Source organism: Streptomyces sp. CNB091 (genome assembly GCF_000377965.1).
This window is the reverse complement of record NZ_KB898995.1, coordinates 350,027-375,683: the sequence shown is the minus strand read 5'-3', so window position 1 is coordinate 375,683 and position 25,657 is coordinate 350,027. Positions and strand designations below refer to the sequence as shown.

Below are 25,657 nucleotides of genomic sequence, written 5' to 3'. Positions count from 1 at the left end.
TCTCAGCATTCGTCCTCGATCGTCCGGTCCCGGCCGGCGAGGATCCCGGCCGCCATCTGGGGAATCATGAGGCCCGCCATCAGCGCGAGCGGCAGCCCCCAGCCGCCGCTGTGCTGGTAGAGCACGCCGACGAGCAGCGGACCGGGGATCGAGAGCAGGTAGCCGGTGGACTGGGCGAAGGCGGAGAGCCGGACGACGCCCGCGCCGGACCGGGCCCGCATACCGATCATGGTGAGGGCGAGCGGGAAGGCGCAGTTGGCCACGCCGAGGAGCAGGGCCCAGGCCCAGGCGCCGGCGGCGGGGGCGAGGTAGAGGCCGCCGTAGCCGATCAGACCGCACAGGCCGAGGACGACGACGATGGGGCCCTGCTGCTTGAGCCGGGAGGCGACCCGGGGGATGACGAAGGCGAGCGGGACGCCCATGGCCATGGTGACCGCGAGCAGGAGTCCGGCCGTGCCCGCGGAGACCCCGGCGTCGCGGAAGATCTGCGGCATCCAGCCCATGGTGATGTACGCGGCGGTGGCCTGGAGCCCGAAGAAGCAGGCCAGGCCCCACGCGGTCCGGCTGCGGGTGATCCGCAGGGCCGGCGCCTCGGTGGGCGCGGTGGCCGGACCCGGAGCGGGCGCCGGCTGTCCGGGGGCCGGGGTCCGGTCGCGTACGAGGATGATCCAGGGCAGCACCGCGACGGCGGCGAGCACGGCCCAGACGACGAGTCCCGCCTGCCAGTCGCCGCCCAGCGCCCCGGTGACGGGGACGGTGACGGCGGCTGCCAGGGCGGTGCCGAGCGCCAGAGCCATGGAGTAGAGGCCCGTCATGGTGCCGACGCGGTCGGGGAACCAGCGCTTGACGATCACCGGCATCAGGATGTTGCTGACGGCGATGCCCATCAGGGCCAGCGCGCTGGCGGCCAGGAACCCGGCGGTGGAGCCGATGTACGGGCGGATCAGCAGGCCGGCCGCGATGGCGGCCATGCCCGCGCAGACCACGGCCCCCGCGCCGAAGCGGCGGGCCAGGCGCGGCGCCATGATTCCGAAGACCGCGAAACAGAGCGGCGGTACGGAGGTGAGGACGCCGGCCACGCTCCCGCTCATGTGCAGCCCCTCGCGGACCTCTTCGAGGAGGGCGCCGAGGCTGGTGATGGCGGGGCGGAGGTTCAGGGCGGCCAGGACGAGTCCCACGGCGATGAGGCGCAACAGCCAGGGGGCGGGGGCCTCGCCCGCACCGGGGAGCCCCTGGGCGCGGAGCTCGTGGGGGGTGCGCGCGGCGGGGCCGCGGTTCAGGGTCGGGGTCTGCGTCTCGTCGTCCGGCATGAGGCCATCATAGAATCATGGGATGATTGCTTGTCCAATCGATCCCCTCCCCTGATCCCCCGGGTTTCCTGGGAGAATCCGGCCCCGACCCCCTCTTCGGCCCGGCACTTCCGGGCCGGGCCCCGAGCAAGGAGCATCATGGCGCTGACGTCTCCACGGCGTTCGGCACTCGCCGACCAGGTGATCGCCCAGCTGAGGAATCAGATCACCTCGGGCGAGTGGCCGGTCGGTTCGCGGATTCCGACCGAGCCCGAGCTGGTGGAGCAGCTGGGCGTGGCCCGTAACACCGTCCGCGAGGCCGTGCGGGCCCTCGCGCACAACGGGCTGCTGGACATCCGGCAGGGCTCGGGCACCTATGTGATCGCCACGAGTGAGCTGGCCGGGGTGATGCACCGCAGGTTCGCGGCCGCCGATCCGCGTCATGTCGCGGAGCTGCGCTCGACGCTGGAGTCGTCGGCGGCCCGGCTGGCGGCGGCCCGGCGCACCGAGCGGGATCTGCGGCAGCTGGACACGCTGATGGCGCGCCGCGAGGAGGCCTGGGCCTCGGGGGACGCGGAGGCGTTCGTGGCGGCGGACGCGACGCTGCACCTGGCGGTGGTCGCGGCCTCGCACAACGACGTCCTGACCGAGCTCTACGCCGACCTCGGGGATCTCCTGCGCGACTACCTGCGCGGCGATGTGGGTCCCGAGCTGCGGCCGGAGAACCATATGGACCATGGCCGGCTGGTCGAGGCGATCCGGGCCGGGGACGCGGAGACGGCGGCGGCCGAGGCGGCGAGCCACGCGCTGACCTGCCTGCCGGACCGGGTGTAGCGGCGCCCCGGGTCATGTACGGCGAAGGCCTCGCTCGGATCAGACGGGGGCGGGGCGGTGGCTGACCCACGCCGTGGCGATCTCTTTCCAGCAGCGGTCCTCCAGGCGTACGGTCCGGCCCGGCTCCACCGCGACCGCCGCCCCGTCCGCGTCGACGTCCCACCAGCGGTCGCATTCGGTGTGCAGCCGGACCAGGTCGGTGGAGGGGTAGGGGTTGTGGCAGTAGGCGACGACCTGGGAGCCCTCGACGGTGGTACGGCACTCGGAGCCGGCCGGTTCGGGCTTCGGGGGCTCCGCTTCCGTACCGGAGTCGGCTCCCCTGGCGACGTGGACCCCCAGGGGTACGGCGAGGGCGGCGACGGCCACCGGGGCGGCCAGGAGGAGACGGGTTCGGCGGCGCGTGGGACGCACGGCGATCTCCCTCCCGCAGCCTGACAAGAAGTCCGGTTCCTCCTCATTCTGCGGTGGATCGGCCGACTTTTCGACCGGAGGGGCCGGGAGGCCACGGACTGCGAGACGGCCCCCGGCCGCGTACCGCCTCCGGAGAATCGGGAGGGGGTACGCGGCCGGGGGCCGTCGGGCAGGGTGGCGCGCGGTCAGGCGCCCATCATGTGCACGCCGCTGTCGACGTGGATGATCTCGCCCGTGGTGCGCGGGAAGAAGTCGGAGAGCAGGGCGACGATGCCGCGTCCGGCCGGCTCCGGGTCGTTCATGTCCCAGGCCAGCGGTGCGCGGTTGTTCCAGACGTCGGCCAGCTCCTCGAAGCCCGGGATGGACTTGGCGGCCATGGAGCGGAGCGGTCCGGCGGAGACCAGGTTGCAGCGCAGCCCGTCCTTGCCCAGGTCGCGGGCGAGGTAGCGGGAGGTGGCCTCCAGCGCGGCCTTGGCCGGGCCCATCCAGTCGTACTGCGGCCAGGCGTACTGGGCGTCGAAGGTGAGGCCGACGATCGAGCCGCCCTCGCTCATCAGCGGCTTGCAGGCCATGGCGAGCGACTTCAGGGAGAACGCCGAGACGTGCATCGCGGTGGCGACGGACTCGAACGGCGTGTTGAGGAAGTTGCCGCCGAGCGCGTCCTGCGGCGCGAAGCCGATGGAGTGGACGACGCCGTCCAGGGAGCCGAGCTCCTCGCGCACCAGACCGGCGAGCCGGTCCAGGTGCTCCTGGTTGGTCACGTCCAGCTCGATGACCTTGGCCGGCTTCGGCAGCTTCCTGGCGATGCGCTCGGTCAGGGTGGGGCGGGGGAAGGCCGTCAGGATGACCTCGGCCCCCTGCTCCTGGGCCACCTTCGCGGCGTGGAACGCGATGGACGACTCCATCAGCACCCCGGTGATCAGGATGCGCTTTCCGTCGAGAATTCCGCTCATGGTGATCAGTGACCCATGCCCAATCCGCCGTCAACGGGAATGACGGCTCCAGTGATGTACGACGCGTCGTCGGAGGCGAGGAAGCGCACCGCGGCGGCGATCTCCTCGGGCCGCGCGTAGCGGCCGAGCGGCACCTGGGACACGATGCCCTTGCGCTGCTCCTCGGTGAGCACCTGGGTCATGTCCGTGTCGACAAAACCGGGGGCGACGACGTTGAAGGTGATGTTCCGCGATCCGAGTTCACGGGCGAGCGACCGGGCGAAGCCGACGAGCCCGGCCTTGGAGGCGGCGTAGTTGGCCTGGCCGGCCGAGCCGAGGAGGCCGACGACGGAGGAGATCAGGACGACACGGCCCTTCCTGGCGCGCAGCATGCCGCGATTGGCGCGCTTGACGACCCGGAAGGTCCCCGTGAGGTTGGTGTCGAGGACGGAGGTGAAGTCCTCCTCCGACATCCGCATCAGCAGCTGGTCCTTGGTGATGCCCGCGTTGGCGACCAGCACCTCCACGGGACCGTAATTCTCCTCGATCTCCTTGTAGGCCTGCTCCACCTGCTCGGCGTCGGTGATGTCGCAGCGGACCGCGAGGACACCGGCGTCGGTGAGCGCCCGGGGAGGCTCTCCGGAGCGGTAGGTGATCGCGACCTGGTCGCCGTTGTCGGCGAAGGCGCGGGCGATGGCGAGGCCGATGCCCCGGTTTCCTCCGGTGACGAGAACCGAGCGGCTCAACGGATCACCCTTTCCTTGACGGTCTGGTACGTCGAAAACCTATCGGTACCGTGCTCCGATCGAGGAATCGGGCCCTGACAGTGGCTTGTCCGGGGTGCTGTTGGATTCCTACAGTCCGCGTGGGTAGGTGGTCGGCCCACGCGTCCTCGATATCCCCCGGTGCGGTCACCCTCCGGCATGGTTCACTGCCGGGGTGTATCGAGAAGGGAACTCCCTGTGCCCCACGAGGTAGATCAGTCATTTCTGGCCCTGCCGTCGCGCGCGCTGGCCGACGCGGCGCTCGCCAGAGCGCGGGCGCTGGGCGCGGCACACGCCGACTTCCGGCTGGAGCGGGTGCGCAGCGCCTCCTGGCGACTGCGGGACGCCCGGCCGGCCGGCGCGTCGGACAGCACGGACCTCGGGTACGCGGTGCGGGTGGTGCACGGCGGTGCGTGGGGGTTCGCCTCGGGCGTCGACCTGACGATGGACGCCGCCGCGAAGGTGGCCTCGCAGGCCGTCGCGATGGCGAAGCTGTCGGCGAAGGTGATCGCGGCGGCCGGGTCGGACGAGAGGGTCGAGCTGGCGGACGAGCCGGTGCACGGTGAGCGGACCTGGGTCTCGGCGTACGACGTCGACCCCTTCTCCGTACCGGACGAGGAGAAGGCGGCGCTGCTCGCCGAGTGGAGCGGCCGGCTGCTGGGCGCGGAGGGGGTCGCGCATGTGGACGCGTCCCTGATGGCCGTGCACGAGAACAAGTTCTACGCGGACACGGCGGGCACCGTCACCACGCAGCAACGGGTGCGGATCCACCCGCAGTTCACCGCCGTCGCGGTGGACGGCACGAGCGGTGAGTTCGACTCGATGCGGACCATCGCGCCGCCGGCGGGCCGGGGCTGGGAGTACCTGACCGGGACCGGCTGGGACTGGGACGGCGAGCTGGAGCGGATCCCCGGGCTGCTGGCGGAGAAGATGCGCGCGCCGAGCGTCGAGGCGGGGGCGTACGACCTGGTCGTCGATCCGTCGAACCTGTGGCTGACGATCCACGAGTCGATCGGCCACGCCACCGAGCTGGACCGGGCGCTGGGGTACGAGGCGGCGTACGCCGGGACCTCGTTCGCCACCTTCGACCAGCTGGGCAAGCTGGCGTACGGCTCCCCCGTGATGAACGTGACCGGTGACCGCACGGCCGAGCACGGGCTCGCGACGATCGGGTACGACGACGAGGGCGTCGAGGCGCAGTCGTGGGACCTGGTGAAGGACGGCACGCTGGTCGGCTACCAGCTGGACCGCCGCATCGCGAAGCTGACGGGCCTCGGCCGCTCCAACGGCTGCGCGTACGCGGACTCGCCGGGCCACGTCCCCGTACAGCGCATGGCGAACGTGTCCCTGAAGCCGGACCCGGGCGGGCTGTCGACGGAGGACCTGATCGGCGGGGTGGAGCGCGGGATCTATGTGGTCGGCGACCGGTCCTGGTCGATCGACATGCAGCGCTACAACTTCCAGTTCACCGGGCAGCGGTTCTTCCGTATCGAGAACGGGCAGCTGGCCGGGCAGCTGCGCGACGTGGCGTACCAGGCGACGACCACGGACTTCTGGGGCTCGATGGAGAAGGTCGGCGGCCCCCAGACGTACGTCCTCGGAGGCGCGTTCAACTGCGGCAAGGCCCAGCCGGGCCAGGTCGCGGCGGTCTCGCACGGCTGCCCCTCCGCCCTCTTCCGGGGCGTCAACATCCTCAATACGACGCAGGAGGCCGGACGATGAGCGGCGACCACGGAACCGGCCGGGGGTCCGGGGGTCGTCCCCCGGGTCAGCACAGTCTCGACACGACGCAGGAGGCCGGACGATGAGCCGCGTCAGCAAGCCGTACGAGATCGTCGAGCGGGCTCTGGAGCTGTCCACCACGGACGGCCTGGTGGTCATCGCCGACGAGCAGTCCTCCGCCAATCTGCGCTGGGCGGGCAACGCGCTCACCACGAACGGGGTGACCCGGGGACGGACCCTGACCGTCGTCGCGACCGTGGACGGGGCGAAGGGGACGGCGTCCGGCGTCGTCTCCCGGTCCGCGGTGACCCGGGACGACCTGGAGCCGCTGGTGCGGGCCGCCGAGGCCGCCGCACGGGGCGCGGATCCGGCGGAGGACGCGCAGCCGCTGGTGAGCGGGGCGCCCTCCTCCCCCGACTTCACGGACGCGCCCGCCGAGACCGGCTCGGAGGTCTTCGCCGACTTCGCCCCGGCGCTCGGCGACGCCTTCGCGCGCGCCCGGGCCGGGGGCCGCGAGCTGTACGGCTTCGCGAACCACGAGCTGACCTCCACCTACCTGGGGACGTCGACGGGGCTGCGGCTGCGCCACCACCAGCCGAACGGGACGCTGGAGCTGAACGCGAAGTCGCCCGACCGTACGCGCTCCGCGTGGGCGGGCCGGGCGACCCGTGACTTCAAGGACGTCGACCCGGCGGCGATGGACGCGGAGCTGGCGCAGCGGCTGCGCTGGGCGGAGCGGCGCGTCGAGCTGCCCGCCGGCCGGTACGAGACGCTGCTGCCGCCGGCTGCGGTCGCGGACCTGCTGATCTACCAGCTCTGGTCGTCGACCGCGCGGGACGCCGTGGAGGGCCGGACGGTGTTCTCCACGCCGGGCGGTGGTACGCGGCTGGGCGAGACGCTCGCCCCGCTACCGCTCACCCTGCGCAGCGACCCGCACGCGCCGGGGCTGGAGTCGGCGCCCTTCGTGATCGCCCACTCCTCCGGCGACAGCGGTTCCGTCTTCGACAACGGACTGCCGCTGGCCCCGACGGACTGGGTCAGGGAGGGGAGGCTGGAGCGGCTGACGACGACCCGGCACACGGCGGGCCTGACCGGACTGCCGGTCGCCCCGGCCATCGACAACCTGCTGCTGGAGGGCGGCGGCGAACGGTCGCTGGAGGAGATGGTCGCCGCGACGTCCGGGCGGGCGCTGCTGCTGACCTGCCTCTGGTACATCCGCGAGGTGGATCCGGCGACGCTGCTGCTGACGGGGCTGACCCGGGACGGCGTCTATCTGGTCGAGGACGGCGAGGTGGTCGGCGGGGTGAACAACTTCCGCTTCAACGAGTCGCCGGTGGACCTGCTGTCGCGGGCCTCGGAGGCCGGGCGTACGGAGAAGACGCTGCCGCGCGAGTGGGGCGACTGGTTCACCCGGGCCGCGATGCCCGCGCTGCGCATCCCGGACTTCAACATGAGCTCGGTCAGCCCGGGGGTGTGACCCGCCTAGACTGACACCCAGATCTCTACCAGGCATAAGGAGCACCGGAACCGTGACGGACATCGTCGACGAGCTGAAGTGGCGTGGGCTGTTCGCCCAGTCCACTGACGAGGACGCACTGCGCAAGGCTCTCGCGGACGGTCCCGTCACCTTCTATTGCGGCTTCGACCCGACCGCGGCCAGCCTGCATGTGGGGCACCTGGTGCAGGTGCTCACCATGCGGCGGCTCCAGCAGGCCGGGCTGAGGCCGCTCGCCCTGGTGGGGGGCGCGACGGGCCAGATCGGTGACCCGCGGCCCACCGCCGAGCGCACGCTGAACGACCCGGAGACGATCGCCGCCTGGGTGGCCCGGCTGCGCTCGCAGATCGAGCCGTTCCTGTCCTTCGAGGGCGAGAACGCGGCGACGATGGTCAACAACCTGGACTGGACAGCGGGCATGTCCGCGATCGAGTTCCTGCGGGACATCGGCAAGCACTTCCGGGTCAACAAGATGCTGACCAAGGACTCGGTCGCCCGGCGGCTGGAGTCGCAGGAGGGCATCAGCTACACGGAGTTCAGCTACCAACTGCTCCAGGGCATGGACTTCCTGGAGCTGTACCGCCGGCACGGCTGCACCCTTCAGCAGGGCGGCAGCGACCAGTGGGGCAACCTCACCGCGGGCATCGACCTGATCCACCGGCTGGAGCCGGGCGCCACCGTGCACGCGCTGGCGACGCCGCTGATGACGAAGGCGGACGGGACGAAGTTCGGCAAGTCCGAGAGCGGCGCCGTCTGGCTCGATCCGGAGATGACGACGCCGTACGCGTTCTACCAGTTCTGGCTGAACGTGGACGACCGGGACGTCTCGCGCTACCTGCGCATCCTCAGCTTCAAGAGCCGTGAGGAGCTGGAGGAGCTGGAGAAGCTGACCGAGGAGCGGCCGCAGGCCCGCTCCGCGCAGCGCGCGCTGGCCGAGGAGCTGACCACGCTGGTGCACGGCGGTGCGCAGTGCGCCGCGGTCATCGCGGCGTCGAAGGCGCTGTTCGGGCAGGGTGACCTGGCCGAGCTGGACGAGGCGACGCTGAGCGCGGCCCTGTCCGAGGTGCCGGGCGCCACCGTCGCCGAGCTGGGTCCGCTGGTGGACCTGCTGGTGGAGGTCGGTCTGGCACCCAGCAAGTCGGGTGCGCGCCGCACGGTCAAGGAGGGCGGCGCGTACGTGAACAACGTGAAGGTCGTCGACGGCGAAGTCGCGCCGGACGCCGGGGAGCTCCTGCACGGGCGCTGGCTGGTGCTGCGCCGGGGCAAGAAGAACCTGGCGGCCGTGGAGGTCGGCCCGGTCGGCTGACCCTCCCCCGCGCCACAGTGCCGCGGCCGGACACGCGTTCTTCGCGTGTCCGGCCGCGGGCTGTGTGTGACCTCGCTGGGTCAGGTTCGCTGTTTACGGTTGCCTCGGAAGGCCTGCCAGGCCATGTCGCCGACGGCGACGACCGCCACGGCGCCCGCCAGTTGCAGCAGATGACGGATCCAGTCGATGCCCTTGGTGTCCTCCACACCGATCCAGCCGGCCACCGCGTTGCCGAGGATGCTGCCGAGGATGCCGAACACGGCCGTCAGCCAGAGCGGGATGTCCTGCTTGCCCGGCAGGATCGCTCTGGCGAGGACACCGAGCACCAGTCCCACGATGATTGCCCACAACCAGCTCATTTCGCCTCCTCGTACGGCGCGGAGTGCGCGTCTGTCCAGAGTCGACCCGCCGTCCGGGCGGCGCATGCCCGGTTGGGCCGTCCGGGCGACCCGGCCGTCCACCGCGAACCGCCCGGGCCCTTCTCGTACGGCGTGCCCCGGCCTCCTGCCCGGCCGGTGCCGGGCGTACCGTGGAGGCTGCCCGGTCCGGGAGCGTCCGGCGACGAGATCTGGTGGTGGAGCATGCTGCGGAAGAGCGCGGGTACGGAGGTCATCCGGATCACGGGCGCCCGTCAGGGGCTGACGGACGACGTCCGCGGCCGACAGCGGCGCTATGTGATCTCGATGTCGGTGCGCACGGTGTCGGTGGTACTGGCCGCGGTGCTGTGGAACGTGGAGCGGCATGTGGCGATCGTGGCGCTCGTTCTGGGGGTGCTGTTGCCGTACGTTGCGGTGGTCATCGCCAACGCGGGCCGGGAGAACGTGACTTCGCTGCCGACGACGTTCGTGCAGATGCCGCTGCGGCCGGCGGTGGAGGCTGCTCCGGTGCCGGGCCAGGCCGAGTCCGGGGACCCCGAGGAGGCGTCCGGCGGGGTCAGGCCGCCGCACGAGCGCACCTGAACCAGGACGCTCCGCGAAGCTCAAGAAAAGCTCAGATCAATCATGACGTTCCGGTGCACCGCACCCCGGTCCCCGTGACATACTTCGAAAGCGCTCCGCATCCCCCGTCGGAGCGACGGACCGACGCCGGGCAGCTCCCCCCGTGGCTGCCCGGCGTCGCCTTTTCTCCGGCCGGGGATGCGTCAGAGAGCTCGTGGGGCACCTGACTTGGCTCGGGGAGCTCCTGACTTAGGCTGGGCCACGTGATTTTTCCCGAGACGCCCGCCGAGAGTCCCGCCGGTGCCCCGCTCTGTTCCGCCAAGGACTGTCGGGCCGCCGCCGTGTGGGTGCTCGCCTGGAACAACCCCAAACTGCACACGCCCGAGCGGCGCAAGACCTGGCTGGCCTGCGACGAGCACCGGGAGCACCTGTCCTCGTTCCTCGGTGTACGGGGTTTCCTCAAGGACGTCGTGGCGCTGAAGGACTGGGCAGCCGGGGACGGGAAGGAGACCGAGGCCTGATCCGTGGATCCTCGGAGGGTCTTCAACGCCCCTCCGAGCTCCTGGTCCTTGGGCCCTCGGTCCCCCGGCCCCTCGGGGCCGAGGCCCTGATCCTCGGTCCCCGGGGCTCGGGCGCCTCGGCCTCAGCCGCCGATCGCCGACATCGGGCGGTCGGGCTGCAGGAAGGACGGGTCGTCCAGTCCGGAACCCGCCTTCTTGCCCCACATGGCCGTCTTCCAGAGCTGGGCGATCTCCTCGTCCGGCGCGTCCCCGCGCAGTGCCCCGCGCAGGTCCGTCTCCTCACGGGCGAAGAGGCAGGTGCGGACCTGGCCGTCGGCGGTGAGCCGGGTGCGGTCGCAGGCGCGGCAGAACGGGCGGGTGACGGAGGCGATCACGCCGACGCGGTGCGGCCCGCCGTCGACGGTCCAGCGCTCGGCGGGGGCGGAGCCGCGGGACGCGTCGCTCTCCGCGGTGAGGGTGAAGCGGGTGCGCAGCGAGGCGAGGATGTCCCCGGCGGTGATCATGCCGTCGCGCTTCCAGCCGTGCTGGGCGTCGAGCGGCATCTGCTCGATGAAGCGGAGCTCGTAATCGTGGGCTACGGCCCAGGCGAGCAGCTCGGGGGCCTCGTCGTCGTTGAGCCCCGGCATCAGGACGGAGTTGACCTTCACCGGGGTGAGCCCGGCCTCGCGGGCGGCCTCCAGGCCGTCCAGCACGTCCCTGTGGCGGTCGCGGCGGGTGAGGGTCTTGAAGACGTCGGGGCGCAGGGTGTCCAGCGAGACGTTGACCCGGTCGAGCCCTGCGGCCTTGAGGGCGGTGGCGGTCCGCTTGAGTCCGATGCCGTTGGTCGTGAGCGACATGCGGGGGCGCGGGGTGAGCGCGGCGCACTGCTCGACGATGGAGACGAGACCGGGACGGAGCAGGGGCTCGCCGCCGGTGAAGCGGACCTCGGTGATGCCGAGCGAGGTGACGGCGATACGGATCAGGCGCACGATCTCGTCGTCGGAGAGCAGCTCGCTCTTGCCGAGCCACTGAAGGCCCTCTTCGGGCATGCAGTAGGTGCAGCGCAAATTGCACTTGTCGGTGAGTGACACGCGCAGGTCGGTGGCGACCCGGTCGTAGGTGTCGATGAGCACAGTGGGTCCCTCCCCCGGGGTGTCCGCGGTGGTGCGGTCGCTCTGGTGGCCTCTTGTCCTTCCGAGCCTACGTGAGACGTGTGACATCGGGGGGGCTCGTTTGCCACGAGGTGCGGCCGGGCCGCGTCGTAGAGTCCTACGACGCGGCCCGGCCGCGGGTGGCGGCGATGAGCCGAAGGGCCCGTCGGCGCTGGGCCGAGTGAGGGTCCTCGCGGTGTGCTCAGTGGGCTCCGATGCCGGTGAGGGACTTGACCTCCAGTTCGGCGTACTTGTCCGTGTCGGGCTTCTCCTTGGAGAGCAGCGAGCCGACCCAGCCGAGCAGGAAGCCGAGCGGGATCGAGATCAGGCCGGGGTTCTCCAGCGGGAACCAGGCGAAGTCGACGCTCGGGAACATCGAGCTCGGTTTGGAGGAGACGACCGGCGAGAACAGCACCAGCAGGACGGAGGAGGCGAGGCCTCCGTAGATGGACCAGAGGGCCCCCTGTGTGGTGAAGCGCTTCCAGAAGAGGCTGTAGAGGATCGTGGGCAGGTTGGCGGAGGCGGCGACCGCGAAGGCCAGGGCGACGAGCCCGGCGACGTTCAGGTCGCGGGCGAGGGCGCCGAGGCCGATGGAGACGACGCCGATCGCGACGGTGGCCCAGCGCGCGGCGCGGACCTCTTCCTTCTCTGTGGCCTTCCCCCTGCGGATGACGTTGGCGTAGATGTCGTGCGCGAAGGACGAGGAGGAGGCGAGGGTGAGTCCGGCGACGACGGCGAGGATGGTGGCGAAGGCGACGGCGGAGATCACCGCGAGGAGGATGGCGCCGCCGGTGGATCCGGAGCCGCCGCCGATCTCCAGTGCGGCGAGGGGCGCGGCGGTGTTGCCCGCCTTGTTGGAGGCGATGATGTCGTCCGGCTTGAGGATCGCCGCCGCGCCGAAGCCGAGCACGATCGTCATCAGGTAGAAGGCGCCGATGATGCCGATCGCCCAGTTCACGGACTTACGGGCGGCCTTGGCGGTGGGCACGGTGTAGAAGCGGATCAGGATGTGCGGCAGCCCCGCGGTGCCGAGGACCAGGGCGATGCCGAGCGAGATGAAGTCCAGCTTGGAGACGTTGTCGACGCCGTACTTCAGACCGGGCTCCAGGAAGGCCGCGCCCTTGCCGCTGTTGCTGGCGGCGGTGCCGAGCAGGTCGGAGATGTTGAAGTTGAACTTCAGCAGGATCAGGAAGGTGATGAGCAGGGTGCCCGCGATGAGCAGGACGGCCTTGACCATCTGCACCCAGGTGGTGCCCTTCATGCCGCCGATGGTGACGTAGAGGATCATGAGCACGCCGACCAGGGCGACGATGAGGATCTTCCCGGCGTCGCTGGTGATGCCGAGCAGCAGCGAGACGAGGACGCCCGCGCCGGCCATCTGCGCCAGCAGGTAGAAGATCGAGACGACGATCGTGGATGTGCCGGCGGCGGTACGGACGGGGCGCTGGCGCATCCGGTAGGCGAGGACGTCGCCCATGGTGTAGCGGCCGGAGTTGCGCAGCGGTTCGGCGACCAGGAGCAGGGCGACGAGCCAGGCGACGAGGAAGCCGATGGAGTACAGGAAGCCGTCGTACCCGAAGAGGGCGATGGCTCCGGCGATGCCGAGGAAGGACGCGGCGGACATGTAGTCGCCGGAGACCGCGAGTCCGTTCTGGAATCCGGTGAACTGCCGGCCGCCCGCGTAGAAGTCGGAGGCGCTCTTGGTCTGGCGGCCGGCCCACACGGTGATGAAGAGGGTCGCCACGACGAAGGCGGCGAACAGCGTGATGATCAGCGGCCGGTGCTCGCTCGCTCCCTCGGTGGCGGCGAGCTGGACGGTGGGGTACAGGGCGTGGGCGGCGCTCACAGGTCGGCCTCCATACGGGACTTGATCGCGTCGGCCTTGGGGTCGAGCTTGGTGGCGGCGTGCCGCGAGTAGAGCCAGGCGATGAGGAAGGTGGTGGCGAACTGGGCGAGTCCGAGGACGAGCGCCATGTTGATGTTGCCGACGACCTCGGTGGCCATGAATCCGCCCGCGTAGTTGCAGAGCAGGACGTAGAGCAGGTACCAGGTCACGAAGGCGATGGTCAGGGGGAAGGCGAAGGAGCGGTGGGAGCGGCGCAGGTCGGCGAAGTCCGGGCTCGCCTGCATCGTGACGAACGCCTCGGTGGTGGGCTGGGCGGGGCCGGTGGGCGAACCGCCCTCGGGCGGCGGTGCATCGGTAGCCACGGAATCTCCTCGCGACGCGGGTGCGGTGATCTGGGGGACGGTGGGTGTCAAGGGAAGCCTCGTTACCGACGGGGACGGTGATGTGCCTCCTGGACAACGGCACGGAGGGCGCGACGAAGCGGTTCACCGCGTCTTTCGCCTTCCCGGAGGTGCCGCGGTGCGCCTGGTTGCCCCGGAAGTCACCCGTTCGCATTCAGCCGCACAGGTCACTCTTCGAACTCACTTGCCCGTAAGCGTTGATGCATCGGGATGATCAGCGATAGCTTCACTCGTCATGTACGCGACCGAACACGCCAGGTGTCCGGTCGTTCGGCACGGATGATGTGGAGACCCCATGGCTCATCTGGCATCGAGACGGACCCGCGCACTCGCGGTGCCCGTCGGCCTCGCGCTGACCGCCTCGCTCGGCTTCCTGCCGACGGCGACGGCCACGGCGGCGCCCACCGGGGAGCGGGCCGCCGCGAGTGTGCGGACCGACGGACCGAAGCTGTCCTACGTGGTCAACACCCGGGGCGGGCACGGCACCGTCAAGAACGTCAAGAAGGCGATCGCCAAGGCCGGCGGCACCGTCGTCATCGCCTATGAGCAGATCGGCGTCATCGTCGTCCACTCGCAGAACCCCGCCTTCGGCGAAACGATTCGCCGGGTACGCGGCGTGGAGTCGGCGGGCGCCACCCGCACGAACCCGATCGTGCCGCAGGCCACCAAGGACGTCGGCGCGATAGCGCAGCCGCTCACCGCCGAGCAGGCAGCGGCCGCCGCCGCGGACGCCAAGGCCGGCGAGGACCCGCTGGAGCCCCTCCAGTGGTCGCTGCCCGCGATCAAGGCGGACAAGGCGCACGAGAAGTCGCTGGGCTCGAAGCGGGTGACGGTCGCCGTCATCGACACGGGCGTCGACGACACCCACCCGGACCTGGCCCCCAACTTCGACAGCCGCGCCTCGGCCAACTGCGTGTCGGGCGCTCCGGACACCACCGCCGGCTCCTGGCGTCCGGCGGCGGGCGAGAGTGACCACGGCACGCATGTGGCGGGCACCATCGCCGCGGCGAAGAACGGCGCCGGGGTCACCGGCGTCGCCCCGGGCGTGAAGGTGTCGGGCATCAAGGTGTCGAACCCGGACGGGTTCTTCTACACCGAGGCCGTCGTCTGCGGGTTCCTCTGGGCCGCCGAGCACGGCGTCGAGGTGACCAACAACAGCTACTACACCGACCCGTGGCTGTTCAACTGCAAGAACGACCCGGACCAGGGCGCCCTGGTCGACGCCCTCACCCGCGCCGTGAAGTACGCGGAGCGCAAGGGCACGGTCAACGTCGCGGCGGCCGGGAACTCGCGCCACGACCTGGCGCTCGACGCGATCGAGGACAAGACCAGCCCGAACGACACCGAGACGGTGACACGGACGATCGACCCGAGCGCGTGCCCGGACATCCCGACCATGCTGCCGGGTGTCGTGACGGTCTCCGCGACGGGTGCGAAGGGCCTGAAGTCCTCGTACTCGAACTACGGCAAGGGCATCATCGACGTGGCCGCCCCCGGCGGTGACTCGACGATCTACCAGACCCCCGAGGCGCCGGCCGTCAACGGGCTGATCCTGTCGACGCTGCCGGGCGGCAAGTTCGGCTACAAGGCCGGTACGTCGATGGCCTCCCCGCACGTCGCGGGCGTCGTGGCGCTGATCAAGTCCCAGCACCCCTACGCCCCGCCGGCCGCGGTGAAGGCGCTGCTGACGCTCCAGGCGGACGCGAAGGCGTGCGGTGAGCCGTACGACATCAACGGTGACGGTGTCATCGACGCGGTCTGCGAGGGCGGCAAGAACTACAACGGCTTCTACGGGGCCGGAGTGGTCGACGCGCTGGACGCGGTGCGCTGGTAGGCAGCTGACCGAGCAAGGGCGAGGGCCCGGGGAGGACGTTCTCCCCGGGCCCTCGCCCCGTGCCGGGCCCTACGGCGTGATGAGCACCTTCAGCGCGGTCCGCTCGTCCATCTCCCTGTAGCCGAGCGGCACTTCGTCCAGGCCGATGGACCGGTCGAAGACGGGCGACGGGTCGATCGTGCCGTCCAGCACGTCCGGGAGCAGTTCCGGGATGTACCGGCGTACGGGGGCGACGCCGCCGCGCAGGGCGATGTTCCGGCCGAACATCGCGCCGAGGTCGACGCCGGTGGCGCTGCCGTGCGGAACGCCCACGTAGCCGATGGAGCCACCGTCGCGGACGATGCCGAGGGCGGTGCGCATCGACTGCTCGGTGCCGACGGCCTCGATGACGCTGTGCGCGCCCTCGCCCCGGGTCAGTTCGCGGACGGCGGCGAGGGCGGCCTCGCCGCGTTCGGCGACCACGTCGGTCGCGCCGAAGCGGCGCGCGATATCGGTGCGCGCGGTGTGGCGGCCGAGCGCGATGACGCGCTCCGCGCCGAGCCGCTTGGCGGCGAGCACCCCGCACAGGCCGACCGCGCCGTCACCGACAACCGCGACGGTGCTGCCGGGCCCGACGCCCGCGCCGACGGCGGCGTGGTGGCCGGTGCCCAGGACGTCGGAGAGCGCCAGCAGGCCGGCGAGCAGCCGGTCGTCGGAGGCGGCGGCGGCCGGGAGCTTGACCAGGGTGCCGTCGGCGTGGGGGACGCGGACGGCCTCGCCCTGGCCGCCGTCCGACTGCGCGCCGTCCGGGCCGACCGAGCCCCAGAAGCCGCCCTCGGGGCAGGAGGTGGTGAGGCCCTCGGCACAGTAGACGCAGGTGCCGTCGGACCAGACGAACGGGGCGACGGCCAGATCGCCCACGGCGAACCCGTTGACGCCGGACCCCGCCTCCTCGACGACGCCGAGGAACTCATGGCCGGTGCGCTGACCGGGCCGCCGGGCCGACTCGCCCCGGTAGGCCCACAGGTCGCTGCCGCAGATGCAGGCCCGCAGGACCCTGAGCACCACGTCGGTGGGCTGCTGGATCCCCGGGTCCGGCACCTCCCGCACCCGGATGTCGTGGGGGGCGTGGATGACGGTGGCGCGCATACGTTCGGGGTCCTTGCCGGTCTCAGACGCTGGTACCCCGTTCACGGTACGCCCCGGTTCGTCCGGTTCCCCCCGCCGGGGGAGCCGTGAGCGCCCCGAGGGTCAGCAGGGCCTGGGCGGCGATGTAGGTGAGCATGACCCAGAAGTCGGGGGCGGGCGCCTGCGGCCAGTCCGCGATGCCGGTGGCGATGAGGGCGTCGGAGATCAGGAAGAGCGCCCCGCCGGCCGCCGCGTACCGGCCGAGCACGCCGGCCCGCCAGGCCACGGCCGTGAGCAGCAGGCTGTAGCCGGTCAGCGGGGTACGCAGGTCCACCGGGAGGTCCGGCCAGATCAGCACGAGGAAGACGACCAGGGCGAGGGCGTATCCGGCTCCCGTGGCCAGCGGCGCACGGGCCCGGCCGCGGCCGAACAGCGTCAGGTAGCAGATATGGCCGACCGCGAAGGAGCCCATGCCGAGGAGGAAGGCCAGGTCGTCGTCGGCGAGCAGGAAGACGTCGCCGCCCCACCCGAACAGCAGGGCCGCGACGAGTGGCCGGGGTCCGCCGCGGAGCGCCGCGTACCCGGCGAGCAGCGGCATCAGCAGCGGCTTGGCGAGCAGGTGTAGCGTCTCGGCCCCGGCGATCAGCCCGGCCAGGTCGACCGCGGCGGCGATGAGGAAGGCGAGGAACACGGGGCGGGCGAAGCGCTCGGCTCCGCTGGTGTGCGCGGGGCGGGAGTCGGTGGCGCTCACAGGGCGCGTTCCGGGGCGGAGGCCTCCAGGGACACGGGCACCGGCTCTCCGGGCCCGACCACGGGCACCGACTCCCCGACCCCGGCCACGGCCCTCGCCTTCGTCGCCGGCTGCCAGCCGGGCCCGCGGAAGACCCGCCCCGCCCGCTCTCTCCAGGTGTCGGCGGCCCGGACGTCCCGGGCGATGGCGGCGTACTCGTGGGTCGCGACGCGCAGCGGGTTGTGGGTGGAGATGTTCTTGGTGAGCCCGTAGACGGGCCGTTCGGTCTCGGCCGCGAAGGATCCGAACATCCGGTCCCAGACGATCAGGATCCCGCCGTAGTTGCGGTCCAGGTAGCCGCCTTGGGAGGCGTGGTGGACGCGGTGGTGGGAGGGCGTGTTGAGGACGTACTCGAAGGGGCGCGGGAGCTTGCCGACGCGCTCGGTGTGCACCCAGAACTGGTAGACGAGGTTGACCGACTGGCAGAACGCCAGCGCCGCCGGGTGCACCCCGCAGGCGATCAGCGGCAGGTAGAACGGCCAGACCGTCGCGGAGGTCCAGGGCTGGCGCAGCGCGGTGGTGAGGTTGAACTTCTCGCTGGAGTGGTGGACCACGTGACAGGCCCACAGGATCCGGATCACGTGGTGGCCGCGGTGGGACCAGTAGTAGAAGAAGTCCTGGGCGAGGAGCATCAGCGGGACGGTCCACCACAGCACGGGCACCCGTAGCGGCGTCAGTTCGTGGACGCCCATGTAGATCGCCAGGATGGGGATCTTCCACAGAAGGTCGAAGCCCAGGCTGCCGATGCCCATGGTGAGGCTGGTGGCGGTGTCCTTGGTCGCGTACCCGGCGGCGTCCTCGTCCGGGTGAAGGCGGTAGCTGACCATCTCGATCACGGTGAGCAGCACGAAGGCCGGTATGGACCACAGCACGACATCGGGCAGGTTCGGCTCCATGCGAGCACCGTAGGGCCGCGCGTCGGCGAGGGCTAGACGTTGTTACCCACAAGTATGCGAGACCTGGCGTCAGCAGTCTTTGGCACTTTCTGCCAATCAGAGACACTGCGGGCCCGGCGAGTTGCGCGGCTCCCTGCCGTGCGTCGCCCCCGCCCCGCCCGACCGAATAGGGGACTGTCAGTCATGGCCCGTATTCTCTGTGACCATGCTCGACGACCGCCAGACAGCCGCACCATGGCCGACCGCCTACCCCCAGGGGTACGCGGTCGTCGACGTGGAGACCACCGGACTCGCCCGCGACGACCGGATAGTGTCCGCCGCCGTCTACCGGCTGGACGCCCTGGGCAATGTCGAGGACCACTGGTACACGCTGGTCAACCCGGAGCGGGACCCCGGGCCCGTCTGGATCCACGGGCTGACGAGCGACGTGCTCGAAGGCGCGCCGCTCTTCCCCGACGTGGCCGCCGAGCTGTCGGAGCGGCTCAAGGACCGGGTGCTCGTCGCGCACAACGCGGCGTTCGACTGGTCGATGATCGCCCGGGAGTACGCGCGCGCGTCGGTGATCGCCCCGGTCGAGCACCGGCTGTGCACGATCGCGCTGGCCAAGGAGTTGCGGCTGCCGCTGCCCAACCACAAGCTGGCCTCCCTCGCCGCGCACTTCGGCGTCGTACAGCAGCGGGCCCACCACGCTCTGGACGACGCCCGGGTGCTGGCCGAGGCGTTCCGGCCGAGCCTGCACGCCGCGGCCCGGGGCGGGGTGCGGCTGCCGTTGCTGGAGTGCCTGCCGCTGACCGAGTGGTCCGACTCCCCCGTCACCCCGCGTGTCGGCTACCAGCCCTCCCGGCAGCAGAACAGCTGGCGGCCCTCGCGCAAGCGGCCGGCCTGCCCGTATCCCAATCCGGGGCGGTACGAGAAGGAGAAGCCGCTCCAGCAGGGGATGCGGGTGGCCTTCTCCGGGGACACCTCGATCGACCGGGAGCTGCTGGAGGACCGGGCGGTGGAGGCCGGCCTGCACGTGGCGACCAGTGTGTCGCGGCTGACCAGTCTGCTGGTGACCAACGACCCCGACGCCGCCACCTCCAAGACGCAGAAGGCGAAGACCTTCGGGACGCCGATCCTGGAGGAGAGCGCCTTCACCCATCTGCTGCGCGACGTGGCCCCCGCCGGACCGCCTCCGGGGGCGACCCTGCCGCACCAGGCTCCCGCACCGTCATCGGAGTGAACCGGGCACGACTCGCCCGGCAGCCGCTCGCCCCGTGACCGCCGGGCGTCCCACCCTGTGGCGCATGGCACGTTGTGAGGTTTGCGGAAACGACTACGGCATGTCCTTCGAGGTGCACGCGCAGGGCGCGGTGCACGTCTTCGACTGCTTCTCCTGCGCCATCCACCGCATGGCGCCGATCTGCGAGCACTGCCGGGTCCAGGTGATCGGGCAGGGCGTCGAGGTCGACGGGCACTGGTACTGCGGCGCCCACTGCGCCCGCGCCGAAGGGAGGGCGGGCATCGTGGACAAAGTGTGACGGCTCGGACCGCCGCCGGATCGCTCCGGCTCCACCCCTGAGTGCCGCACCCCATGACCCCGGTTGTACGGTCATGGGGTGTACCGCTTCCTGTTGACCCGGCAGTGGGTGATCCTCACCCTGCTCGGCCTCGCGCTGATTCCGACGATGATCGAGCTGGGTTTCTGGCAGTTCCACAAGCACGGACACCGGGTCGAGCAGAACGCGCTGATCACGCGGAACCTCGACGCGGAGCCGGTCCCGGTCTCCGAGCTCACCTCTCCCGGGCACACCGTCCCGCGCTCGGACTACTGGCGGGCGGTCAGCGCGACGGGGACGTTCGACACCGAGCACGAGGTGGTCGTCCGCCGCCGGACGTCGGACGACGACCGCATCGGCGTCCATGTCCTGACCCCGCTGGACCTCAAGGGCGGCGGCACCGTCCTGGTCAACCGCGGCTGGGTCCCGGCCGCGCCCAACCAGACCGCCTTCCCCGACGTGCCGCCCGCGCCCCGCGGCGAAGTGACCGTCGCCGGCCGCCTCAAGGCGGACGAGACGACCGGCAGCAGCGGCATCAAGGACCTGGCGGGGCTGCCGGACCGGCAGGTGATGCTGATCAACAGCGACCAGCAGTCCCAGCTGCTGTCCCGGACGGTCCTCGGCGGGTACATCGAGCAGACCGCGCCCCGCCCGACCGGTGATCTGCCCGAGCAGATCGCCTCCCCCGACGACAGCTCGATCGGCCCGCACATGGCCTACGCCGTCCAGTGGTGGCTGTTCGTCGCCGCCGTCCCGGTCGGCTGGATCATTCTCGTACGCCGTGAGAAGCGCGACCGCGAGCAGGCCGCGGCCGAGAACGCGACGGCCGACGCCCCCGGACAGCCCGAACCGGCGAGCGCCTGAGGGCTTCGGCGAACCCGCGGGCCCGATGGCTGGTTGACAAGGGCCCGGTTCGGGAAAACGCCAGGCGTGACCCCACGCATCGAGGACTACGCCCTGATCGGCGATCTCCAGACCGCCGCGCTCGTCGGCAGGAACGGTTCCGTCGACTGGCTCTGCCTGCCCCGCTTCGACTCCGGGGCCTGCTTCGCCGCCCTGCTCGGCACCGAGGAGAACGGCCACTGGCGCATCGCGCCCAAGGGGGCGGGCACCTCGGACACCTGCACCCGGCGCGGGTACGCGGGTGACTCCCTGGTCCTGGAGACGTACTGGGAGACGCGGACCGGCACGGTGAAGGTCATCGACTTCATGCCGCAGCGCGACAGGTCGCCGGACCTGATGCGGATCGTCGAGGGCGTCAGCGGCACCGTCGACATGAGTTCGGTCCTGCGGCTGCGCTTCGACTTCGGTTCGGTGGTGCCCTGGGTGCGGCGTTCGCACGGCCACCGGGTGGCGGTCGCAGGACCCGACTCCGTCTGGCTGCGCAGCGAACCGCCGGTCAAGACATGGGGCCAGCAGTTCAGCACCTGCTCCTCGTTCACCGTCGCCGAGGGCGAGAGCGTCGCGTTCGTGCTGACCTGGCACCCCTCGCACGCGCCGCGCCCGAAGCTGATCGACCCGCGCAAGGCGCTGAAGCACACCCTCCACGACTGGGCGAAGTGGACCGGCGCCTGCACCTACGAAGGCCCCTACCGCGATGCCGTGCTGCGCTCCCTGATCACCCTGAAGGCGCTGACGTACGGCCCGACGGGCGGCATCGTGGCGGCCCCGACCACCTCCCTCCCGGAGGAGATCGGTGGTGTACGGAACTGGGACTACCGCTACTGCTGGCTGCGGGACGCCACACTGACCCTCGGCGCGCTGGTCTCGGCCGGCTATCTGGAGGAGGCGGAGGCCTGGCGGGACTGGCTGCTGCGGGCCGTCGCCGGGGACCCGGCCGACCTCCAGATCATGTACGGGCTGGCGGGCGAGCGGCGGCTTCCCGAGATGGAGCTGCCCTGGCTCGCCGGGTACGAGCACTCCCGGCCCGTGCGCATCGGCAACGCGGCGGTCCGTCAGCGTCAGCTCGATGTGTACGGCGAGGTCATCGACGCGCTCCGGCTCGCCCGCGTAGCCGGTCTCGACGACAAGCCGCACGCCTGGAACCTCCAGCTCAGCCTGCTCGGCTTCCTGGAGTCGACCTGGCGCGAGCCGGACGAGGGTCTGTGGGAGATCCGCGGCCCCAGGCGGCACTTCGTGCACTCCAAGGTGATGGCCTGGGTCGCCGCCGACCGGGCGGTGCGCTCGCTGGAGGAGAATCCCGAACTGCCCGGCGACGCCGACCGCTGGCGGGCGATGCGGGACGCCGTGCACGCCGAGGTCTGCGAGAAGGGGTACGACCCCGAGCGGAACACCTTCACCCAGTCCTACGGGTCACGGGAGCTGGACGCCTCGACGTTGCTCATCGTGCGGACCGGGTTCCTGCCGCCGGACGACCCGCGGGTGACCGGCACGGTGGACGCGGTCCGCGCCGAGCTGGGCAGCGACGGGCTGGTCCGTCGCTACAGCACCCAGGGCGTCTCCGTGGACGGACTGCCGGGCGACGAGGGGGCGTTCCTGGCCTGCTCGTTCTGGCTGGTGGACGCGTTGCAGCGGATCGGCAGGCCGGACGAGGCGCGGGAGCTGTTCGAGCATCTGCTGGAGCTGCGCAACGACGTGGGCCTGCTGGCCGAGGAGTACGGCGTGGCGGCGGGGCGGCAGCTGGGCAACTTCCCGCAGGCCTTCAGCCATATCGGTCTGGTGAACTCCGCTGTCGACCTGGCCGGGGAGGACCCGGCAGGATAGGGCCATGGATCTTGGACTGAAGGACCGCGTCTACATCGTCACCGGAGCGACCCGGGGCCTCGGCAACGCCACGGCCCGCTCCCTGGCCGCCGACGGCGCGAAACTGATCATCACCGGACGGGACGAGAAGTCCGTCGCGGAGGCCGCCGCCGAGCTGGGCCCGGACGCGGTCGGGCTCGCCGCCGACAACGCCGACCCGAGCGCCGCTCAGCGCCTGGTGGACACGGCGCGGGAACGCTTCGGACGGCTCGACGGCATCCTCATCAGCGTCGGCGGTCCCGCCCCCGGCTTCCTCGCGGACAACACGGACGACCAGTGGCAGACGGCGTTCGAGACGGTGTTCCTGGGAGCGGTACGTCTCGCCCGGACGGCCGCGGCCGCGCTCGGCGAGGGCGGCGTGATCGGCTTCGTGCTCTCGGGATCGGTCCATGAGCCGATCGCGGGGCTGACCATCTCCAACGGGCTGCGCCCCGGTCTCGCCGGCTTCGCCAAGTCGCTGGCCGACGAGCTGGGTCCGCGCGGCATCCGGGTGGTGGGCGTGCTGCCGGCCCGGATCGACACGGACCGGGTCCGCGAACTGGACGCCCTGTCCGGCGACGCGGAGGCCGCCCGCACCGCGAACGAGGCGCGGATCCCTCTGCGGCGCTACGGAACGCCCGAGGAGTTCGGGAGGACCGCTGCCTTCCTGCTCTCCCCCGCCGCCTCGTACCTGACGGGAATCATGGTCCCGGTCGACGGCGGAGCACGGCGCGGCTTCTGACTCGCCCACCAGCTCCCCAGGCGCCGTGAAAGGCCGTCAGGACACCCGCTCGGGGCGGTGCTTGACGGCCCTGAGGCGCACCTCCGCGGGGAGTTCGTCCAGACCGGCCGAGTCGCGTGCGTGCGCCAGCGCCCCGTCGGCGACCGCGTTCAGCGTCCCCAGGGGCGCGGCGTGCGCTTCCATCAGCAGGCGGATCCGGGCCCGGGGCGCGGTGCGGCGGCCGGTCAGCATCGCCTGGGCGCGGGCCACCCCGTCCAGTGCCTCCGCCTCCCCGGCGAGGACGCCCTCCAGGGCGCGGCCCCGCAGCTGTGCCCCTTCGCCGTCGCCGCTGTCGACCAGTACGTCGGCGAGCCGGCCGCGGCGGAGCTGGGCGAGGAACCACCACAGGGCGAGGACCACGAGGACGGCGAGGACGGCGATCACCGTCGGCCACCACCAGCCGTCGTCGCGCCAGCGCTGCCGGTCGGCCGCGCTGAGCAGCACGTCGGTCTTGCCGTCCCAGGGCCACCAGGACGGCACGGAGGCGCCGAGGCCGGCGGCGAGCACCGCACCGGCGACGACGACCAGCACCAGCCCGGCCAGGGCCAGCAGGACCCGGTTGACGGTGGAGCGCATGCGGCTCATCCCTTCTTCGCCGGTCGGTGCACCTGGACGGAGAGGGCCGGCGGACGCGCCAGGCCCAGTTCCCGGACGGTCTTCTCCAGCACGGCGTCCAGGTCGGTCCGCACGTCGTCGAGGTCCCGGAAGTGGGAGAGCGCGCGCACCTTCGCCTTCCGCCGTCCCATCCTGACCCGCACGGACTGCACGCCGGACACCTCCACGGACCGGTCCCGCAGGACCAGTGCGGCGGCGGTGCGGTCGAGTCCGCCCCGGACGTCCGCGCGGTCGCGACGCATCGGCAGCAGGTCGCGCAGTCCGGGGGTGAGGGCGAGCAGGATCAGCCAGAGTCCGATCAGAGCCGCCACCCCGGCTCCGATGAGCACCGCGACATCGTCCAGCCGCTGTTCGGCCAGTCCGTCGGCGAGGGAGCGACGCCACCCCATGGCCGGGTGGTCGGCCCGTACGGCGGCGATGTCGTAGAGCAGCAGCCCGGCCCCGCCCAGGAGTACGAGGGCGAGCAGGGCGGCCGGGACGCGGCGGGCGGACCAGAAGCGGCCGGCGGCGCTGTCGCCCCGCTCCAGGGTGGGGACCGGTTCGCGGGCGTCGGCCGTCGTGTCCGGGTCAGGCGTGCGCGCGTCGGCGTCGTCCTGTCCGACAGTGGGCATCCGCCGGGTGGAGCCGGTCGGTTCACGGGGTTCGGTCATCGGATCCTCCCCTGTGCGGCGGCGCTCGCTCCGGCGGGGTGCAGCCGCTCGACCTGCACGGCCACCTCGGGCACCTCCATGCCTGCCAGTGCCTTGACCCGCTGGGCGACCCGGCGGCGTACGGCGCCGCACTGGCTGCCGATGTCGCTGGGATAGCCCAGCTCCAGGCTGACGCGGACCCGGGCGGCGTCGCGGTGCACGGTGACCGTGGCACGCGGTGACGCCCCGTCCGCGGGCGGTTCGTCGATCGCCTCCGTCGCCGCCTGGGCGGCGATCTTGGCGACGACGCGGTCGGCGATCCGGGTCTCGCCCCGTATCCCGGCGGCGACCCGGCCGGTCACCGCCGTCACCGTCGCCGGTCGCCGCGCTCGCGACTCCGGAAGAAGTCGCCGGGCTCCAGGTCGCCGTCCAGGAAGCGGCCGGCGATGAAGCCGACCGCACCCAGCGCGGCCACCAGTACGAAGGCTCCGAAACCGCCGAAGTACCCGGCGAACCCGAGCGCCATGCCGGCCAACAGACCGGCGACAGCCATGCTCATCGTGTTTTCTCCTCAACTGGCATGCGACGGAGGTACGGAAGGGCTACTGGACCCGCTGTTCGGACTCGTCCTCGTCGTCCTCCTCGTCGGGCAGCTTGACGTCGCTGACCGCGATGTTGACCTCGACGACTTCGAGTCCGGTCATGCGCTCCACGGCGGCGACGACGTTCTCGCGCACGTCGCGGGCCACGTCGGAGATGGACACGCCGTACTCGACGACGATCTCCAGGTCGAGGGCCGCCTGGGACTCGCCGACCTCCGCCTTCACACCGCGGGTGACGGACTTGCCGCCGCCGGGGACCCGGTCGCGGACGGCGCCGAACGTCCTCGACAGGCCGCTGCCCATCGCGTGGACACCGGCCACGTCGCGTGCCGCCATTCCGGCGATCTTCTCGACGACGCCGTCGGCGATGGTGGTGCGGCCCCGGGTACCGGGGTCACCGCCGCCGCGCTTGCCGAGGTTCTTGCCGCCCGGGCCGCTGTCGGGGTTGTTGCGCTGGGAGCTCTCAGTCATCGCCGATCTTCCCTTCGGGACAGGGTTGGACTTCCTTGCCCACGTTAAGTGCGCTTTCGCCAT

The 25,657-nt window shown here is 71.6% G+C and carries 28 protein-coding genes; 12 read left to right on the top strand and 16 right to left on the bottom strand.

The genetic code is table 11. The annotated features are described in order from the left end of the window. Positions 1–2 precede the first annotated feature (2 nt). Positions 3–1,310 (bottom strand): CynX/NimT family MFS transporter, encoded by a 1,308-nt coding sequence (locus D581_RS0113470; RefSeq protein ID WP_018957740.1) that lies wholly within the window; start codon positions 1,308–1,310, stop codon positions 3–5. Between the two features lie 138 nt (positions 1,311–1,448). Between D581_RS0113470 and D581_RS0113465 the strand changes: the two genes are divergently transcribed. Then, positions 1,449–2,123, top strand: a complete 675-nt coding sequence (locus tag D581_RS0113465) for a FadR/GntR family transcriptional regulator (protein WP_018957739.1) — start codon at positions 1,449–1,451, stop codon at positions 2,121–2,123. Between the two features lie 39 nt (positions 2,124–2,162). Here the strand turns inward: D581_RS0113465 and D581_RS0113460 are convergent, their stop codons facing one another. The 3 genes from D581_RS0113460 to fabG form a co-directional block, all read right to left on the bottom strand. After that, complete coding sequence (locus tag D581_RS0113460; protein ID WP_018957738.1) at positions 2,163–2,534, bottom strand: hypothetical protein; 372 nt, start codon at positions 2,532–2,534, stop codon at positions 2,163–2,165. A 185-nt stretch (positions 2,535–2,719) separates the two neighbouring features. Beyond that, entirely contained in the window at positions 2,720–3,487 is a 768-nt protein-coding gene (gene fabI / locus D581_RS0113455; RefSeq protein ID WP_018957737.1) for an enoyl-ACP reductase FabI, read from the bottom strand. A gap of 5 nt (positions 3,488–3,492) precedes the next feature. After that, positions 3,493–4,212 carry a 3-oxoacyl-[acyl-carrier-protein] reductase gene (gene fabG / locus D581_RS0113450; protein ID WP_018957736.1) on the bottom strand — a complete coding sequence of 240 codons (720 nt, stop codon included), beginning with the start codon at positions 4,210–4,212 and terminating at the stop codon, positions 3,493–3,495. A gap of 216 nt (positions 4,213–4,428) precedes the next feature. On the opposite strand from fabG, the gene D581_RS0113445 reads away from it, so the two are divergent. The 3 genes from D581_RS0113445 (at position 4,429) to tyrS (ending at position 8,753) form a co-directional block, all read left to right on the top strand. Next, positions 4,429–5,952 carry a TldD/PmbA family protein gene (locus D581_RS0113445; RefSeq protein WP_018957735.1) on the top strand — a complete coding sequence of 508 codons (1,524 nt, stop codon included), beginning with the start codon at positions 4,429–4,431 and terminating at the stop codon, positions 5,950–5,952. A gap of 82 nt (positions 5,953–6,034) precedes the next feature. Further along, positions 6,035–7,429, top strand: a complete 1,395-nt coding sequence (locus tag D581_RS0113440; RefSeq protein WP_018957734.1) for a metallopeptidase TldD-related protein — start codon at positions 6,035–6,037, stop codon at positions 7,427–7,429. Positions 7,430–7,481: 52 nt separating this feature from the next. Beyond that, complete coding sequence (tyrS, locus tag D581_RS0113435) at positions 7,482–8,753, top strand: tyrosine--tRNA ligase (RefSeq protein WP_018957733.1); 1,272 nt, start codon at positions 7,482–7,484, stop codon at positions 8,751–8,753. Between the two features lie 80 nt (positions 8,754–8,833). Here tyrS and D581_RS0113430 read toward each other — a convergent pair whose 3' ends face one another. Further along, on the bottom strand, positions 8,834–9,112 hold the full coding sequence (locus D581_RS0113430; RefSeq protein WP_018957732.1) for a GlsB/YeaQ/YmgE family stress response membrane protein: 279 nt from the start codon (positions 9,110–9,112) through the stop codon (positions 8,834–8,836). A gap of 222 nt (positions 9,113–9,334) precedes the next feature. Here D581_RS0113430 and D581_RS0113425 point away from each other — a divergent pair, with 222 nt between their 5' ends. Together D581_RS0113425 and D581_RS0113420 are read left to right on the top strand one after the other, a co-directional pair. After that, positions 9,335–9,712, top strand: a complete 378-nt coding sequence (locus D581_RS0113425; protein WP_018957731.1) for a DUF3099 domain-containing protein — start codon at positions 9,335–9,337, stop codon at positions 9,710–9,712. A 242-nt stretch (positions 9,713–9,954) separates the two neighbouring features. Next, entirely contained in the window at positions 9,955–10,212 is a 258-nt protein-coding gene (locus tag D581_RS0113420; RefSeq protein ID WP_026290477.1) for a hypothetical protein, read from the top strand. Between the two features lie 122 nt (positions 10,213–10,334). Here the strand turns inward: D581_RS0113420 and moaA are convergent, their stop codons facing one another. The 3 genes from moaA to D581_RS0113405 form a co-directional block, all read right to left on the bottom strand. Continuing rightward, a complete protein-coding gene (gene moaA / locus D581_RS0113415) occupies positions 10,335–11,324 on the bottom strand; it encodes a GTP 3',8-cyclase MoaA (protein ID WP_018957729.1) in 990 nt (329 codons plus the stop codon). Between the two features lie 220 nt (positions 11,325–11,544). Next, positions 11,545–13,188: a solute symporter family protein gene (locus D581_RS0113410; RefSeq protein WP_018957728.1), complete on the bottom strand. Its 1,644-nt coding sequence runs from the start codon at positions 13,186–13,188 to the stop codon at positions 11,545–11,547. After that, positions 13,185–13,550, bottom strand: coding sequence for a DUF485 domain-containing protein (locus D581_RS0113405; protein ID WP_018957727.1), 366 nt, complete (start codon positions 13,548–13,550; stop codon positions 13,185–13,187). Before D581_RS0113405 ends, D581_RS0113410 begins: the two co-directional genes overlap by 4 nt. 334 nt (positions 13,551–13,884) lie before the next feature. Between D581_RS0113405 and D581_RS0113395 the strand changes: the two genes are divergently transcribed. Next, a complete protein-coding gene (locus D581_RS0113395; protein WP_026290476.1) occupies positions 13,885–15,423 on the top strand; it encodes a S8 family peptidase in 1,539 nt (512 codons plus the stop codon). 69 nt (positions 15,424–15,492) lie between these two features. Here D581_RS0113395 and D581_RS0113390 read toward each other — a convergent pair whose 3' ends face one another. The 3 genes from D581_RS0113390 to D581_RS0113380 are packed head-to-tail and all read right to left on the bottom strand — an operon-like array spanning position 15,493 to position 18,216. Continuing rightward, the gene (locus tag D581_RS0113390) at positions 15,493–16,551 is read right to left on the bottom strand and encodes a zinc-dependent alcohol dehydrogenase family protein (protein WP_018957724.1); all 1,059 of its coding nucleotides are present in this window, start codon (positions 16,549–16,551) and stop codon (positions 15,493–15,495) included. Between the two features lie 22 nt (positions 16,552–16,573). Then, positions 16,574–17,281, bottom strand: a complete 708-nt coding sequence (locus D581_RS0113385; protein WP_018957723.1) for a lysoplasmalogenase — start codon at positions 17,279–17,281, stop codon at positions 16,574–16,576. Next, positions 17,278–18,216, bottom strand: a complete 939-nt coding sequence (locus D581_RS0113380; RefSeq protein ID WP_018957722.1) for a sterol desaturase family protein — start codon at positions 18,214–18,216, stop codon at positions 17,278–17,280. The genes D581_RS0113385 and D581_RS0113380 overlap by 4 nt, the downstream gene beginning before the upstream one ends. A 199-nt stretch (positions 18,217–18,415) precedes the next feature. Between D581_RS0113380 and D581_RS0113375 the strand changes: the two genes are divergently transcribed. The 5 genes from D581_RS0113375 to D581_RS0113355 all read left to right on the top strand — a co-directional run bounded on the left by D581_RS0113375 (position 18,416) and on the right by D581_RS0113355 (position 23,238). Then, positions 18,416–19,438: a DEDDh family exonuclease gene (locus D581_RS0113375; protein ID WP_018957721.1), complete on the top strand. Its 1,023-nt coding sequence runs from the start codon at positions 18,416–18,418 to the stop codon at positions 19,436–19,438. 64 nt (positions 19,439–19,502) lie between these two features. Continuing rightward, complete coding sequence (locus D581_RS0113370) at positions 19,503–19,736, top strand: hypothetical protein (RefSeq protein ID WP_078625819.1); 234 nt, start codon at positions 19,503–19,505, stop codon at positions 19,734–19,736. Positions 19,737–19,814: 78 nt separating this feature from the next. Continuing rightward, entirely contained in the window at positions 19,815–20,618 is an 804-nt protein-coding gene (locus tag D581_RS0113365; RefSeq protein WP_018957719.1) for an SURF1 family cytochrome oxidase biogenesis protein, read from the top strand. Between the two features lie 66 nt (positions 20,619–20,684). Beyond that, positions 20,685–22,478, top strand: coding sequence for a glycoside hydrolase family 15 protein (locus D581_RS0113360; protein ID WP_018957718.1), 1,794 nt, complete (start codon positions 20,685–20,687; stop codon positions 22,476–22,478). Positions 22,479–22,482: 4 nt separating this feature from the next. Next, positions 22,483–23,238 (top strand): SDR family oxidoreductase, encoded by a 756-nt coding sequence (locus tag D581_RS0113355; RefSeq protein WP_018957717.1) that lies wholly within the window; start codon positions 22,483–22,485, stop codon positions 23,236–23,238. 36 nt (positions 23,239–23,274) lie between these two features. Here D581_RS0113355 and amaP read toward each other — a convergent pair whose 3' ends face one another. Genes amaP through D581_RS0113330 form a run of 5 tightly spaced genes read right to left on the bottom strand, consistent with a single transcriptional unit; the run spans position 23,275 to position 25,594 of the window. Next, positions 23,275–23,853, bottom strand: a complete 579-nt coding sequence (gene amaP / locus D581_RS0113350) for an alkaline shock response membrane anchor protein AmaP (RefSeq protein WP_018957716.1) — start codon at positions 23,851–23,853, stop codon at positions 23,275–23,277. A gap of 5 nt (positions 23,854–23,858) precedes the next feature. Then, complete coding sequence (locus D581_RS0113345) at positions 23,859–24,542, bottom strand: DUF6286 domain-containing protein (RefSeq protein ID WP_018957715.1); 684 nt, start codon at positions 24,540–24,542, stop codon at positions 23,859–23,861. Beyond that, entirely contained in the window at positions 24,539–24,892 is a 354-nt protein-coding gene (locus tag D581_RS0113340) for an Asp23/Gls24 family envelope stress response protein (protein WP_018957714.1), read from the bottom strand. Before D581_RS0113340 ends, D581_RS0113345 begins: the two co-directional genes overlap by 4 nt. Beyond that, positions 24,889–25,080, bottom strand: coding sequence for a hypothetical protein (locus D581_RS0113335; RefSeq protein WP_012381448.1), 192 nt, complete (start codon positions 25,078–25,080; stop codon positions 24,889–24,891). Before D581_RS0113335 ends, D581_RS0113340 begins: the two co-directional genes overlap by 4 nt. 43 nt (positions 25,081–25,123) lie before the next feature. Further along, complete coding sequence (locus D581_RS0113330) at positions 25,124–25,594, bottom strand: Asp23/Gls24 family envelope stress response protein (protein WP_018957713.1); 471 nt, start codon at positions 25,592–25,594, stop codon at positions 25,124–25,126. Positions 25,595–25,657 lie beyond the last annotated feature (63 nt).